This is a genomic window from Caulobacter soli (assembly GCF_011045195.1).
GTDB lineage: Bacteria > Pseudomonadota > Alphaproteobacteria > Caulobacterales > Caulobacteraceae > Caulobacter > Caulobacter soli.
The window spans coordinates 730038-744587 of sequence record NZ_CP049199.1; the positions used below are offsets into that span (position 1 = coordinate 730038).

Below are 14550 nucleotides of genomic sequence, written 5' to 3' on the forward strand. Positions count from 1 at the left end.
CCGAATTTTTTCCGGGGCCTTACCCTGTAAGGGTTTCATCCCACGGTATCCCGCCGTGTCCCGCCCTATCCCGGGACTCTAGAACCTCCTGTCTGCCCTCAGAGGTTACAATCTCTCAGAATGAAACTCCGACGAAGACGGCCTGTGTCGGCCATCGCATCGCGGATGAGGTTTGGGATTTTGAAGCCTCAGCGGCTCCGGATTTGCCTGTTGGCGGTGAAACCTCTCACCCTCCCACCCTCTCTCAAAGAGAGAGGGGTTTCGCGTGGCGCCCGCTCTGACCACCCCCTGACCCACGCGTCAGCCTTGACCCCGTTCCCGCGCCGCCGCACCTTATCTCGCAACTGCGAAATAAGAACACGACGCTGGGAGCATGCGCATGAAGACCCCCCGAGGCTTTTTCAAACCGCTGGCCATCGGCGCGCCGGCGCCGTGGCGGGAGCCGCCGGCCCGGGTCGAGCGCATGATCCACTTCGTGCCGCCGCACCTGGACAAGGTGCGGGCCAAGGTCCCCGAGATCGCCCCGACCGTCGACGTGATCCTGGCCAACCTGGAAGACGCCATCCCCGCCGACGCCAAGGGCGCGGCCCTGGCCGGGACCATCGAGATGGCCCGCGCCACCGACTTCAAGGCGCTGGGCGTGGGCCTGTGGGTGCGGATCAACTGCCTGAACTCGCCCTGGCACCTGGACGAGGTGGCGACCCTGGTCGAGAAGGCCGGCAACCAGATCGACGTGATCATGGTCCCCAAGGTCGAGGGGCCGTGGGACATCTTCTACATGGACCAGCTGCTGGCCTCGCTGGAGGCCAAGCACGGGGTCGAGCGGCCGATCCTGCTGCACGCCATCCTCGAGACGGCCGAGGGGGTGATGAACGTCGAGCAGATCGCCGGGGCCAGCTCGCGGATGCAGGGCATCAGCCTGGGCCCGGCGGATCTGGCCGCCAGCCGCGCCATGAAGACCACCCGGGTCGGCGGCGGCCATCCCGGCTACCGCGTGATCGAGGATCCGCACGCCGATGGCTCGCCTCGCGTCTCGGTGCAGCAGGACCTGTGGCATTACACCTTCGCCAAGATGGTCGACGCCTGCGCGGCCCATGGCGTCAAGCCGTTCTACGGTCCGTTCGGGGCCATCGACGATCCGGTCGCCTGCGAGCAGCAGTTCCGCAACGCCTTCCTGATGGGCTGCGCCGGCGCCTGGAGCCTGCATCCCAGCCAGATCGAGATCGCCAAGCGGGTGTTCTCGCCGGCCCCCGACGAGGTGGCCTTCGCCAAGCGCATCCTGGAGGCCATGCCCGACGGCACGGGCGTGGCCATGCTGGACGGCAAGATGCAGGACGACGCCACCTGGAAACAGGCCAAGGTCATGGTCGATTGCGCCAAGCAGATCGCGGCCAAGGATGCGGAGTATGCGGGGCTGTATGGGTTCTGAGGCTCACCCGCTTGCCCCCACCTGACGGCTTCGCCGTCTGTCCGCCCCCATAGGGGGCGGAGGCTCGCGCGGCGCCCTCTTCCCCCTCAGGGGGAAGACGATCGCGAAGCGATCCGTAGGGGGCAAGTGTTCGCCGCCGCTACGCCGCCCGAGTCTCCACCTTCGACCCCGCCACCAGCATCTTGTGCACGGGGCAGGCCTCGGCGATCTCCATCAGCCGGGCGCGCTGGGCGTCGTCCAGGTCGCCATCGAGGGTGATCACGCGCTCGAAGACGTCGGCCGGCAGCCAGCCCGGCTCGCGCCGCCAGGTCACCTTCACGCTCACCGCGCCCAGGGCCCAGGCCTTGCGCTTGGCGTAGAGCCGCAGCGTCTGGGTGGTGCAGGCCGCCAGGCCGGCGGCGACCAGGTCGTGGGGATTGGGACCGACGTCGAGCCCGCCGTCGGCCGGCGTAAGGTCGCCCGTGAAGCGGACGGGGCCGGCGGTGATCAGGATCTGCACGCCGCCGTGGCCGCTGTCGTCGGCGATGGCGGAAGGACGGGCGGGGGCGGTCATGGGGCGGACTCCGGGCTAGGCGCGGAAACTGCCATCACGAAACGGAGCCGTCTTGGATGGATTTGCGCCTGTCCCCGAAATTGTCGTTCCGAGCGTGGCGCGGGGAAGACTAGGACCTTAAGCCGCCGCCTGCTGGGCCGACGTCACGTCGAACAGGCGCGTGGCGCCGCGCCACACCTCGACGGTGTCGCAGCCGCGATGCACGCCGACCAGATCTTCGGCGCGGCGACGCGCGGCCTGGTCGTCAAGGCAGGGGGTGACGTCGAAACGCGGCACCGAGCCATCGGACTCGACACAGAAAAAGGTGAACACCTGCATGGGAACATCCGTTCGCTACAGGCGGGACCGGGTCCATATTCGATGGGCGGGGCCGCGGGCGTCGGCTGGATTCTGAGCCGACCAGAAGGATATAGGTGAAGGGCCGGCGATTAACCAGAGATCGCAGGTTTCAATACAGGACTCTCCACAGGACTCTCACGAAGACGAATCCCTGAGACTCGCAGGGGTTCCGGCCGAGTCATGGTGTCGCTGCGACGACGAGTCGCAGGCCAGGGCTCCGCGCCACCCTTCCTAAAACGCCAATGAGTCCGGCCTGAGTCCCGCTTGAGTCCCGCCCATGGCCACGGTTTGGCGATTTCAGGCCCGCCACCCGCCGAAAGCGGTTCCGTTTTGCGTTATCGCGCTCTAGGTTCGCCACCTTTCCGCAACGGCGACGTTAAGAGACCCATGGCCGCGCATTATCTCGACTTCGAGCGACCCATCGCCGATCTGGAAAGCAAGATCGAGGAGCTGTCGCGGCTCTCCGAGACGGCGGGCGCCGGCGCGTTCGAAACCGAGATCCAGGCCCTGCGCGACCGCGCCCAGCAGCTCCGCAAGGAAGCCTATGCCGGCCTGGACGCCTGGCAGAAGACCATGGTCGCCCGCCATCCCGAGCGGCCGCACCTGAAGGACTACATCGCCGGCCTGATCGACGAGTTCGTCGAGCTGCGCGGCGACCGCAAGTTCGCCGACGACCAGGCGATCGTCGGGGGCCTGGGCCGGTTCCGCGGCATCCCCGTCGTGGTCATGGGCCACGAGAAGGGCCACGACACCACCACCCGCCTGAAGCACAATTTCGGCATGGCCCGCCCCGAGGGCTATCGCAAGGCCGTGCGCCTGATGGACATGGCCGAGCGCTTCAACCTGCCGGTCATCACCTTCGTCGACACCGCCGGCGCCTATCCGGGCCTGGGCGCCGAAGAGCGCGGCCAGGCCGAGGCCATCGCCCGCTCGACCGAACGGGGCCTCGTGCTGGAGACCCCGATGGTCGCAACCATCGTCGGTGAAGGCGGCAGCGGCGGCGCCATCGCCCTGGCCGGCGCCAACAAGGTGCTGATCCTGGAGCACTCGATCTATTCGGTGATCTCGCCGGAAGGCGCGGCCTCGATCCTGTGGCGCGACGGCGCCCGGGCCAAGGACGCGGCGACCAACATGAAGATCACCGCCCAGGACCTGATCCAGCTGAAGATCGTCGACCGTATCGTCGAGGAACCGGCCGGCGGGGCCCACTCCGACCCGGCCGCCGCCATCGAAGCCGTCGGCGACGCGGTCGAGGACGAGCTGAAGGCCCTGATGAAGCTGTCGGCCGCCGAGCTGAAGAAGCAGCGCGCCGCGCGGTTCTACGCCATCGGCCGCGAGGGGCTGCAGTAGGCGTGGACGACAACGACCGGCGCAAGCGCGACGACTTCCTGGGCGAAGTCGTCGGCGGTGGCGTGGAGGTCGGCGTGGAAGCCGGCTTTGCGGCCCTGGCCGAAGCGCCGCCCGTGGCGATCATCGTCGGCGCGGTCGCCGGCGTGGGCTTTCTGGGTTTCCTGGCCTGGAAGACCTTCGCGCACTATAGCGGCAAGAAAATTCGCGGTTGATGTCACGCCGCGCCTAGGCGTCTCGTCTTGTTCCCGAAAGCCCGATCGCCGGGCCAAATCGAGGACAAGATCATGAGCGCCGAAACCGCCCCCTTCCGCCACGACCTCAACGTGCCGGCCGTCTACCAGGCCTTCATCGCCGCCGAGACGGCGGCCGTGGGCGCCGGGGTCGACGCGCGCCTGGTGCATCTGGTCAAGCTGCGGGCCTCGCAGCTGAACCAGTGCGCCTTCTGCGTGAAGATGCATGCCAAGGAAGCCCGCGACGACGGCGAGACCAACGAGCGGCTCGACCGCCTGGTGGTCTGGAGCCACGTGTCGGACTTCACCGCCAAGGAAAAGGCCGCCCTGGCCTGGACCGAGGCCCTGACCCAGTTGCCCACCCACACCGAGCTGGGCCCGCTGCGCGCCGCCCTGCGCGAGCACTTCAGCGAGGTCGAGGCCAGCGCCCTGACGACGGTGATCGCGATGATCAACCTCTGGAACCGCCTGGGCGTGTCGGTGCACTAGAGGCTCTGGAGCGCCCCCTCCGTCGTCATCGCCGACGCCACGCCATCCGCGAAACGCGGAAGCGGCGCGTCGCAAAGCGCGTGATGCAGGGGGCGCTCAACCGCTTTCAGCAAGTCAAAGTAAACGCCCCGGCAAACACTGTGACGGCCGCGTGAAACTTTCGCGAAATAGTAGTGCTCCGGGCTAGGGATTAGGTAGTCGTTAGCTGAGAAATGGTCCTTCCACTCGCGAGTGGAGGCGTATCTATGTTCACCTTGCGAGACACCGTTTCTTCCCTGGTTCCGGCCCGCGCCGACACCCTGGGCAAGACGCTGTACGAGCGGTTCCGCGAGGAGCCCGACACGCTGATCGTGCCGGTTCTGGACGCGGACGATCGCCCGATCGGCTTGGTCGAGCGCAACGCCTTCTTCCTGCGCATGGCCGCCGAGTATGGCCGCGCCCTCTACGCCCTGCGTCCGATCTCGGTGCTGATGGACAACGACCCGCTGGTGGTCGAGGCCGATGTCGAGCTGGCGGCCTTCACCAGCGACAGCCTGTCGTATCGCGCCTCGGACCTGCTGCGCGGCTTCATCGTCACCGACAAGGGCCGCTACCTGGGCGTCGGCACCGTGCTGGGTCTGCTGCAGGCCGCCAACGAGACCAACCGCCGGGGCGTCGAGGCCCTAGCCTCGGCCAAGGCCGACCAGGAACGCGCCCACACCTTCATGACCGCGGTGGTCGAGGCCATCCCGTCGATGGTGTTCGTCAAGCGCGCCGACGATCATTCCTACGTGCTGCTGAACCGGGCCGGCGAGAAGATCCTGGGCCATGCCCGCGCCGACATGATCGGCCGCACCGACGCCGACTTCTATCCGGCCGAGCAGGCGGCCATCTATCGCCAGCGCGACACCGAGGTGGCGTCCTCGGGCGAGGTGCGGGTGATCGAGGAAGACCTGGTGCCGCGCAAGGACGGCACCACGGCCCTGCTGCGCACCAAGAAGATCGCCATCCCGGGTCCCGACGGCCAGGCCGAATACATCCTGGCGGTCTCGGAAGACATCGCCGAGCGCAAGCGGGCCGAGGCCCAGATCGCCCGCCTGGCGCACTATGATCCGCTCACGGATCTTCCTAATCGCCTGCTGTTCCAGAAGGACCTGTCGGCGGCCCTGAGCCGCGCGTCGCGTCGCGAGGACCTGGTGGCGGTGCACTGCATCGACCTGGACCGCTTCAAGACCGTCAACGACACCCTGGGTCACCCGATCGGCGACGCCCTGCTGAAGACCGCCGCCGAGCGCCTGCGGGCCTGCGTGCGCGAGGGCGACACCGTCGCGCGCCTGGGCGGCGACGAGTTCGCGGTGGTCCAGTGCGGCCTGACCGACCTGTCGGGCGCCACGCGTCTGGCCGGTCGCATCGTCGAAGCCCTGGCCGAGACCTTCGAGCTGCAGGGCCACCAGGTGATGATCGGCGGCAGCGTCGGGGTGGCCGTGTCGCCCAACGACGGCTCCGACAGCGACGAACTGCTGAAGAAGGCCGACATGGCCCTCTATCGCGCCAAGGCCGACGGGCGCGGCGCCTTCCACTTCTTCGAGCGCGCCATGGACGAGGCCCTGCAGGCGCGCCGCGCCCTGGAGCTGGACCTGCGGGTGGCTCTGGCCGAGGGCCAGTTCGAGCTCTACTACCAGCCGCTGTTCAGCCTGGGCGCCGACCGGGTGATGGGCTGCGAGGCCCTGCTGCGCTGGAACCACCCGACCCGGGGCATGGTCTCGCCGGGCGACTTCATCCCGATCGCCGAGGAAATCGGCCTGATCAATCCGCTGGGCGAGTGGGTGCTGCGCGAGGCCTGCCGCGAGGCGGCCGGCTGGCCCGACCACGTGCGCCTGGCGGTGAACCTGTCGCCGGCCCAGTTCCGCGACAAGCACCTGGTCGGCATCGTGGTCTCGGCCCTGGCGGTCTCGGGCCTGCCCGCCGAGCGGCTGGAACTGGAGATCACCGAGTCGGTGCTGTTGCAGGACAGCGTGGGCAACATGTCGATCCTGCACGATCTGAAGGCCCTGGGCGTGCGGATCTCGATGGATGATTTCGGCACCGGCTATTCGTCGCTGAGCTATCTGCGCAGCTTCCCCTTCGACAAGATCAAGATCGACCAGACCTTCGTGCGCGACATCCTCGACGACGCCGACGCCCTGGCGATCATCAAGGCCGTGCTCGACCTGGGCGCCAGCCTGGGCATCACCACCACGGCCGAGGGCGTGGAGTCGGCGGAACAGCTGGACGAACTGCGCCGCCAGGGCTGCGGCGAGATCCAAGGCTATTTCATCAGCCGCCCCAAGCCCGCCGCCGAGATCGCGGCGATGCTGGGGGTGACGGTGGCCGCGCAGGGCGGCCCGATCATCACCTTCTCCCATGGGGAGAAGGAGGGGCCCGCGACGAAGTCGTGGGAGGATGAGGGGGTGGTGAGCCAGACGGCGAGCCGGCAGGGCGCCCGAGGGAAAAAGGGCAGGGCGTAACCCCTCACCCTCCCAAGCTTCGCTCGGGCCCCCGCTCCCTCTGGGAGAGGGTTTCAAAGATATCCCCGACCTTTCCGCCGATCGCCCCTAGCCTCGCGCCCCAGCCTTTGCCACACACCGGCTCATGCGCATGGTCGGCTATCTCAGAGTTCCGCCCGTCAGGGGCGTGGTGATCGACGGGCCGCAGTCCCAGCGCCTGTTCGAGGCCGGCTGCGACCAGCTGTTCCACGACCGCTGCTACGGCCTGGCCGTGGTCAAGCCGGGCCTGGACCAGGCCCTGGCGGCGCTGAACCCGGGCGACGTGCTGGCGGTGATCAACCTGCACGCCTTCGCCGCCCACCTGGTCGACCTCTTGGAAGTGCTGGCGCGGTTCGAGGCGGCTGGCGTCCACCTGCTGACCCTGACCGAGGGGATCGACACCCGCGCCCCCGGCGGGTTCTTCACCGCCTGCGCCCAGCTGGCCCGCTTCCACGACCAGCGCCGCATGGTGCGCACGGCCGAGGAAAAGATCGTGCGCGACGGCGGCCGGCGGCCAATGTCGGAGGCGGCGCAGGATGGACAAGCGGCCGAACCGGTCCCAGATCTCGACGTGGAGACCTGAGGAGACCGGCATGACGTCGACGCCCGCCCCGAAACGTCCTTCGGACGGGCGTCCGGCCATCGGCGTGCTGCTGCGCGAGCAGCGGGAGCAGCGGCGGATGAGCCAGCTGGACCTGGCCCACGAGGCCGGTCTGTCGGCCCGCCACCTGGGCTTCATCGAGGTCGGCAAGGCCCAGCCCAGCCGCGAGGCTGTCGCCCGCCTGGCCGACGCCCTGGGCCTGGGCTTGCGCGAGCACAACGCCCTGCTGCTGGCGGCCGGCCATGCGCCGCAGTATGGCGAGCGCGCCCTGGCCAGTCCCGCCATGGGGCCGCTCAGCCAGGCCATCGACCTGATCCTCAAGCACCAGGAGCCCTATCCCGCCTTCGTCCTCAGCCGCCGCTTCGACGTGCTGGCCGCCAACGACGCGGCCATGCGGGTCAACGCCTTCCTGATGGAAGGCCGCCAGAGTCCGCACACCAACCTGCTGCACCAGGTGTTCGATCCCGCTGACTTCCGCCCGGTGATCGCCAACTGGCCCGAGGTGGCGGCCAAGTTCGTGCGCCAGCTGCAGGACGAGCTGATGGCCTCGCCCAACGACCCGGCGATCCGCCGGCTGCTGGACGAGATCCTGGCCTATCCCGACGTGCCCGCCGCTTGGCGGCTGCGCGCCCTGGGGAGCGAGCCCGAACCGGTGCTGACCATGGTGTTCAACAGCCGCGCCGGGCCGCTGCGGTTCTTCGAGACGATCACCACCTTCGCCGCCCCGCGCGACGTCACCCTGGACGAGCTGCGCATCGACTGCGCCTTCCCGGCCGACGCTCACACGGCCGAAGTCTGCGCCAGGCTGGCGTCCGGCGACCTGCACTGACCTTCCAGCCAGCTTCACTGACCTGGGAGGTAGTTGCGGCCTTCCGTCCCGCCGCGCACGTCTGCCTCCATCATCTTGGAGGAACGGATCATGCGGGTTTGGCTGAAGGTGGCGGTTCTGGCGGCGATGATGGCTACAGGCGCCCACGCCGCGCCCCTCGACGCCGAGCACGCGGCCCTGGCTCGGTTCGCCGGCCACTGGAGCGTCAGGCAGAGCTACTGGACCAGTCCCGACAAGCCGCCGGCCGTCGACCGGGGCGAGGCCGACTTCGCCATGGTCCTGGACGGCCGCCACCTGCGCCAGGACCTGCGCATCGACGCCAAGGACAAGCCGTTCCAGGGCCTGGGCTACATCGGCTACGACACCGCCGCCAAGACCTTCTTCAGCACCTGGATGGACGTCAACTTCACCGGCTTCATCGTCGCCAAAGGCGGCTATGACGCGGCGGCCGGGCGCTACACCTTCGTCGGCCAGACGCCGGATTTCGATCACCCGGGCGCGAACATCCCCCTACGCGAGGTGTTGACCCGCCAGGACGACGACCACTTCACCTACGACTACTACGAGACGCGCGGCGGGCGGGAGACGCAGGCGGTGCGGCTGGAGTATGCGCGGGTGCGCTAGGGGCGATCGCTATAGCGCCGCTTCATCCTTCCTTAGCCGTCATTCCCGCCCTTGTGGCGGGAACCCCTGGTTCAGCTGACGGTGAGATGCCTTGGCGCGCTGGCGCGCCACACCTCTGCCCTTGCGGCGGACAGAGGGGTTCCCGCCACAAGGGCGGGAATGGCGGCTGAAAGGGGGGGTATAGGACCCTTACCCCACATACCGGAACGACAACCCCATCCCCCGCAGGAGGCGGCGATAGCCGAGCGAGGTCTTGTCGGCGGGGAAATGCGCCTCCTCGTTGGGATCCAGCGGCAGTTCCTCGGGGCACTGGCGCTCGATGATCGCCGCGTCCTCGGCGAAGATCTGGGCGTTGAAGGCGTAGACGTCTTCCAGCGAACCGCCGGTGTCGAAGTTGCGGACCAGCGGCACGAAGAGCCGCGTCTTCCGCGCCGAGACCGGGCTGGCCAGGTTCAGGATGCTGAGACGGTCCTCGCCAGGGAAGAAGATCGTCAGGTGGGCCGCGAACGGCGGATGGACCTCGAACCGCCGCAGCCAGCGGAAGTCCGCCGGAGCCAGATGGCGGAGGTCCTTTGAATAGTTGCTGACGTCGCTCCAGTAGTCGGTGCGCAGGCCAAAATCGGTGGCGCGCGTCTCGTAGATCGGCACCACCGGATTGTCGCGGTCGGCGAAGGCCTCGTGGTGCACCCAGGCGAAGTGGGCGACGTCGACGAAGCCCTCGACCTCGCGGGCGGCCGAGCCGGCGATGTCGACGAACGGCGGCAGGATCTGCTGGAAACCGGCGGCGTCCCACAGCGGAAAGTCGGGGATCGTCGCGGTGTCGTCCGACGGATCCAGGCGGGTCCAGACCAGGCCGTAGCGCTCGACCGCCTCGAACATCGCCACCTTCAGCTTGGGCGAGGGGACGGCGTCGGGATGGGCGGGGATCTTGCGGCACTGGCCGTCGGGGCCGTAGCGCAGACCGTGATAGGCGCAGATGATCTCCTCGCCTTCCACCCAGCCCAGGCTCAGCGGCAGGCCGCGATGCGGGCAGAGGTCGCGCGCCACGCGGATCGTCGCGCCGGCCCGATAGACCACCAGCGGCAGGTCCAGCAGGGTGACGGGCGCGGGCTTGTCGGCCAGGTCGACGACGCGGGCGACCGGGAACCATTGGCGGGCCAGGATCGCCCAGTCCTCGGCGGTGAAGGTGCAGCCACGCGGCAGGAAGCCGGGCGGCAGGGGCGGGGCGGTCTCTGGAGCGATTTGGGGGGCCAGGGTGGCTTCGGCGGCGGCGGTCACGCGCGTCTCCTTCATTCCTCGAGGTCGCGCCTTTAGAAGAAGGTAAGGGGATTATTACTTGCAAGCAGTGTGAGGCGTGGCTGGCGGGCGATCACGCCGATGCCTCGAAAACGGTCAGCCGCCGGACCTCACGGCCTCGCGATGATCAGGCGGAGAGGGCCGTCATAGGTCGCCTGCGCGCGCAGGGCGCCGTGGCGGCGGTGCCAGGCGCCGCTGGCCAGATCCGCGGCCAGCGTTCTCTCGAACCGTTCGACGACCTCCGGCGACACGAAGCTCCAGCCCGAACAGGCCTTGCGGGCGTCCTTCTCCAGCAGGCGCTCCGGGCGGCCGTAATAGGCCTCGTTGAAGCCGTCCCGGCAGTCCAGCGGGATCGGCACGTGCAGCACCTCGACCGCCCCGCCCAGGGCCTGGGCGATGGCGTCGATCGGCGGATAGCGGCCAGCCTCGACCGCGATCACCTCGGGCGCGTAGTCGTTGAGCCAGAAGCGGTCCAGCACGGCCGGATCGGCGCCCAGCACCAGCACCGGGCCGCGCGTCACCCGGCGCATCTCGGCCAGGCCCGCCTTCAGGTCCGACCACTGGTGCACCGAGAAGGTGGTCATGCTGGCGTCGAAGCTGTCGTCGGCGAAGGGCAGGGCCTCGGCCGTGCCGTCGATGGCGCGGGGCAGGTGCGGCGGGCGCTGGGCGCGCATGGACTCCGACGGTTCGACGGCGGTGACGTCGCGATCGACCGGCTCGTAGGACCCGGGCCCCGCGCCGACGTTCAGCACTGTCCGGGCCTCGCCCAGGGCGTCGAGGATGAAGGCGGCGATGCGGGGATCGGGCTGGCGATAGTTGGCGTAACCCTGGCCGATGCGGCCATAGTCGGCGTCGCCGGCGCTGCCGTCCGATTTTCGTGTCGCCGCGTCCGTCATCGCCGTTCCCCCTCTTTAAGCGACCGCCTTGAGCGCCTCACCTAGTTCCTCGACCATCTCGGGCGTCGTCGCCCACGAACACATGAACCGCGCCGTGCCGTCCAGGAAGCGATAGACGAACCAGCCCTTGTCGCGCAGGCGCTCCAGGGCCGCGTCGTCCATGTCGACGAACAGGCCGTTGGCTTCCACCGGGTGGCGCAGCGGGAAGGGCATCAGGGCGGCCAGCTTTTGCGCCATGGCGTTGGCGTGGGCCGCGCGCTCGGCCCAGGGGCCGCCGCTACCATCCTCGCCCAGCAGGCCAAGCCACGGCGCGCTCAGGAAGCGGCCCTTGGAGACCAGCTGGCCGGCGTGCTTGAGGCGGGCGTCCAGGCGACGGTGCAGGTCCTTGTTCAGGAACACCACGGCCTCGGTCGGGGTCGAGCCGGCCTTGGTGCCGCCGATCACCAGGATGTCGACGCCGATCCTGGCCACCTGCTTGATGTCGAAGCCGGCGGCCACGGCGTTGGCCAGTCGGGCGCCGTCCAGGTGCACGCCGTAGCCTTTGGCCTTGGCCGGAGCGATCAGCGCGGCCAGGTCGTCGGCGCCGTAGACCGTGCCGTACTCGGTGGCGTTGGTCAGCGACAGGGCGGCGGCGGGCTGGCGGTAGGAGACGTCCGGCTCGTTCAGCGCCAGTTCCAGCCCCGGCAACGCGATCTTGCCCGAGGCGCCGGGCAGGCCGACCAGGCCCACGCCCTGGCCGAAGAAGCCCGGCGCGCCGGTCTCGTCGGTGCAGATGTGGGCGTGCTCGTGAGCCAGCACCGCCTCGTGCGGATGGGCCAGGCACGTCAGGGCGAAGGCGTTGGCCGCCGTGCCCGAGGCGGTGAACCGCACCTCGGCGTCGGCGTCCAGCAGGGCGCGGATGCGGTCGGCGGCCGCGGCGGTGACGTGGTCGGTCCCGTAGCCCGACGCCGTGCCGGCGTTGGCGGCGACGATCGCCGCGATGACTTCCGGCATGGCGCTGGCGACGTTGTCGGAGGCGAAGTCGTAGCGGGCCATGGGCGAGTCTCGGCGTGGTGTCGGGTCAGCTCCCGATGCCACGCCGGCGAGGATCAATCAAACACGATCACCGAGCGCGCCAACTCCCCGCGCTTCAGTTCGTCGAAGGCCGAGTTGACCTCTTCCAGCTTGATGCGGCGCGAGATCAGTTCGTCCAGCTTCAGCTTGCCGGCCATGTAGGCGTCGACCAGGCGGGGCATGTCGACCGGGAAGCGGTTGGAGCCCATGAAGCTGCCCTGGATGCGCTTCTCGCCCAGGAAGTCGGGGCCGTGCAGCTCGATCATGGTGCCGACCGGGATCATGCCGATGATGTTGGCCGTGCCGCCTCGTCGCAGCATCTTGAACGACTGCTCGGCGGTGACCTTCAGGCCGATGGCCTCGAAGCTGTGCTGGACGCCGCCGCCGGTCAGTTCCTGCACCTGTTTGACGGGGTCGCCGTCGGCGGCGTTGATCAGGTCGGTGGCGCCGAACTGGCGCGCCAGCTCCAGCTTGGCCGGGATGCGGTCGATGGCGATGATCCGCCCCGCGCCGGCCATGGCCGCGCCGTTGATCGTGGCCAGGCCCACCCCGCCGCAGCCGATCACCGCCACGGTCTCGCCGGGCCGAACGCTGGAGGTGTGGACCACCGCGCCGACGCCGGTCATCACCGAGCAGCCGATCAGGGCGGCCCGGTCGAACGGCATGTCCTTGCGCACGGCCACGCACGCGTGCTCGTGCACCAGCATCATCTCGGCGAACGACGACAGGTTCAGGAATTGGGCCATCTTGGTGTCGCCGGAACCGGACAGGTCCTCGCGGAACAGGCGCGGTTCCTCGCCCTTGGCGCGCTTGGTCTCGGGGCTGATGCAGAGGTTCATGTGGCCGGTGAGGCAGACCTCGCAGTGGCCGCAATAGGCCGACAGGCAGGTGATCACATGGTCGCCGACCTTGACCGTGCGGACCTCGGAGCCGACCGCCTCGACGATTCCGGCGCTCTCGTGGCCCAGCACAGCGGGCAGGGGATGGGGGTAGGAGCCTTCGATGAAGTGCAGGTCGGAATGGCAGACGCCGGCGGCCTTGGTGCGGATCAGCACCTCGTGCGGGCCCGGCTTGCCGATCGAGACGGTCTCGATCGTGAGCGGCTTGCCCACCTCGCGCAGTACGGCGGCCTTCATCGGCGATCTCCCTGTTTGTTGCGGGAGACCCTAACGGGAGGGCGGGGGGCGAAGGAAGGGGTTATTCGAACAAATGTTCGAGGTCTCCTCACCCGCATCGCGGGGGAGGAGAATTCTTAAGCCGCCAGCGCGACCTTGCGTTCGGGCAGGATGGCGTCGACCGCCAGCAGCACGACCATGGTCGTCTCGGTGGTGATCACCGCCGAGACCAGCGGCGAGGACGCGTCCTCGCCCAGCGGGGGCGGGGGGCTGATGGCGTCGGCCGAGACGATGAAGCTGTCGCAGACCGCGTCGACCAGCAGGCCGGCGACGTCGTCGTGGTGCTCGACCACGATGATCACCTGGCGGGCGCTGTCGGCGGCCACGCCCTTGCCCAGGCGTTCGGACAGGTCGATGACCGGCATCACCTGGCCGCGCAGGTTGATCACGCCGCGCACATAGGGGGGAGCGTCGGGAAGCGGGGTGGCCGGGGTGACGCCGCGGATCTCGCGGACCGCGCCCACCGGCACGCAATAGGTCTGGGTTCCGACTTCGAACGACAGGATCTGCAGATCCTCGCCGGCCGTATAAGCCACGTTCCTGGACATCGCCTGGTCGCCTTCAAGCTCTTCGTCGCCCGTTCTGGGCGCCGTCTTGTCCTCACCTTCGCGCGGAAAGGTGAACAAATCGGCCTTAATTCAACGCTTTGAGTCCGGCGAAACCGTCTCCGAAGCTGACGGTGCCGTTCAGCCTGCGTTCAGCCGCCGGGGACGATGATGATCCCAACATGGAGACAAGACGTGTCCGAACGCCTTCTCCAGGAAGGAACAGCGTCATGAACCGCACTCTGAAGACTACTATCGGCCGTGTCGCCGCCGGCGTCGCCGCCCTGGCCATGGTCGCCGGCGCGACCGCCGCCTCGGCCCAGGGCTACCGCCACGGCGGCTATTACGGCCACGGCTATCACCATGGCAACGACGCCGGGGTGGCCATCGCCGGCGGCATCGTTGGTCTGGCGCTGGGCGCGGCCATCGCCGGCAACAACAACCACTACAACAACGGCTACTACGCCCCGCCGCCCCCTCCGCCCCGCTACTACGGCGGCTATGGCTACGGCCGTCCCTACGGGTACGGCTACGGCGGTCGCGGCGACTGCTGGACCACCCGCGAGTACGACCGCTATCGCGGCACCGTGTACGAGCGGACCGTCTGCCGGTAACGGTCGGTCGGGCTAGAAACGAA

General features: G+C 68.8%; 16 protein-coding genes. 9 read left to right on the forward strand and 7 right to left on the reverse strand.

Features of this window, described 5'->3' with window-relative positions:
- Positions 1-379 precede the first annotated feature (379 nt).
- Positions 380-1429, forward strand: a complete 1050-nt coding sequence (locus tag G3M62_RS03605; protein ID WP_165184790.1) for an HpcH/HpaI aldolase/citrate lyase family protein — start codon at positions 380-382, stop codon at positions 1427-1429.
- Between the two features lie 139 nt (positions 1430-1568).
- Here the strand turns inward: G3M62_RS03605 and G3M62_RS03610 are convergent, their stop codons facing one another.
- A complete protein-coding gene (locus tag G3M62_RS03610; RefSeq protein ID WP_165184792.1) occupies positions 1569-1982 on the reverse strand; it encodes an OsmC family protein in 414 nt (137 codons plus the stop codon).
- Positions 1983-2099: 117 nt separating this feature from the next.
- A complete protein-coding gene (locus G3M62_RS03615) occupies positions 2100-2300 on the reverse strand; it encodes a hypothetical protein (RefSeq protein ID WP_165184793.1) in 201 nt (66 codons plus the stop codon).
- Between the two features lie 408 nt (positions 2301-2708).
- Here G3M62_RS03615 and G3M62_RS03620 point away from each other — a divergent pair, with 408 nt between their 5' ends.
- From G3M62_RS03620 to G3M62_RS03650, 7 genes are all read left to right on the forward strand, one after another.
- Positions 2709-3671 (forward strand): acetyl-CoA carboxylase carboxyltransferase subunit alpha, encoded by a 963-nt coding sequence (locus G3M62_RS03620; protein ID WP_165184795.1) that lies wholly within the window; start codon positions 2709-2711, stop codon positions 3669-3671.
- Between the two features lie 2 nt (positions 3672-3673).
- Entirely contained in the window at positions 3674-3883 is a 210-nt protein-coding gene (locus G3M62_RS03625; protein WP_165184796.1) for a hypothetical protein, read from the forward strand.
- Positions 3884-3955: 72 nt separating this feature from the next.
- Positions 3956-4390: a carboxymuconolactone decarboxylase family protein gene (locus G3M62_RS03630; RefSeq protein WP_165184798.1), complete on the forward strand. Its 435-nt coding sequence runs from the start codon at positions 3956-3958 to the stop codon at positions 4388-4390.
- Between the two features lie 245 nt (positions 4391-4635).
- Entirely contained in the window at positions 4636-6876 is a 2241-nt protein-coding gene (locus tag G3M62_RS03635) for a putative bifunctional diguanylate cyclase/phosphodiesterase (protein WP_165184799.1), read from the forward strand.
- 130 nt (positions 6877-7006) lie between these two features.
- Positions 7007-7477, forward strand: a complete 471-nt coding sequence (locus tag G3M62_RS03640) for a recombinase family protein (RefSeq protein WP_165184801.1) — start codon at positions 7007-7009, stop codon at positions 7475-7477.
- A 10-nt stretch (positions 7478-7487) separates the two neighbouring features.
- Complete coding sequence (locus G3M62_RS03645; protein WP_165184803.1) at positions 7488-8324, forward strand: helix-turn-helix domain-containing protein; 837 nt, start codon at positions 7488-7490, stop codon at positions 8322-8324.
- A gap of 90 nt (positions 8325-8414) precedes the next feature.
- A complete protein-coding gene (locus tag G3M62_RS03650; RefSeq protein WP_165184804.1) occupies positions 8415-8948 on the forward strand; it encodes a DUF1579 family protein in 534 nt (177 codons plus the stop codon).
- A 189-nt stretch (positions 8949-9137) separates the two neighbouring features.
- Here G3M62_RS03650 and G3M62_RS03655 read toward each other — a convergent pair whose 3' ends face one another.
- The 5 genes from G3M62_RS03655 to G3M62_RS03675 all read right to left on the reverse strand — a co-directional run bounded on the left by G3M62_RS03655 (position 9138) and on the right by G3M62_RS03675 (position 13916).
- A complete protein-coding gene (locus G3M62_RS03655; protein ID WP_246263460.1) occupies positions 9138-10226 on the reverse strand; it encodes an aromatic ring-hydroxylating oxygenase subunit alpha in 1089 nt (362 codons plus the stop codon).
- 128 nt (positions 10227-10354) lie between these two features.
- Entirely contained in the window at positions 10355-11140 is a 786-nt protein-coding gene (locus G3M62_RS03660) for a class I SAM-dependent methyltransferase (protein ID WP_165184808.1), read from the reverse strand.
- 15 nt (positions 11141-11155) lie between these two features.
- Positions 11156-12175 (reverse strand): beta-eliminating lyase-related protein, encoded by a 1020-nt coding sequence (locus G3M62_RS03665; protein ID WP_165184809.1) that lies wholly within the window; start codon positions 12173-12175, stop codon positions 11156-11158.
- Between the two features lie 53 nt (positions 12176-12228).
- On the reverse strand, positions 12229-13329 hold the full coding sequence (locus G3M62_RS03670; protein ID WP_165184811.1) for a Zn-dependent alcohol dehydrogenase: 1101 nt from the start codon (positions 13327-13329) through the stop codon (positions 12229-12231).
- Between the two features lie 116 nt (positions 13330-13445).
- Positions 13446-13916, reverse strand: coding sequence for a chemotaxis protein CheW (locus tag G3M62_RS03675; RefSeq protein WP_165184812.1), 471 nt, complete (start codon positions 13914-13916; stop codon positions 13446-13448).
- Positions 13917-14143: 227 nt separating this feature from the next.
- On the opposite strand from G3M62_RS03675, the gene G3M62_RS03680 reads away from it, so the two are divergent.
- Positions 14144-14527, forward strand: a complete 384-nt coding sequence (locus G3M62_RS03680; RefSeq protein ID WP_165184814.1) for a hypothetical protein — start codon at positions 14144-14146, stop codon at positions 14525-14527.
- Positions 14528-14550: the final 23 nt, after the last annotated feature.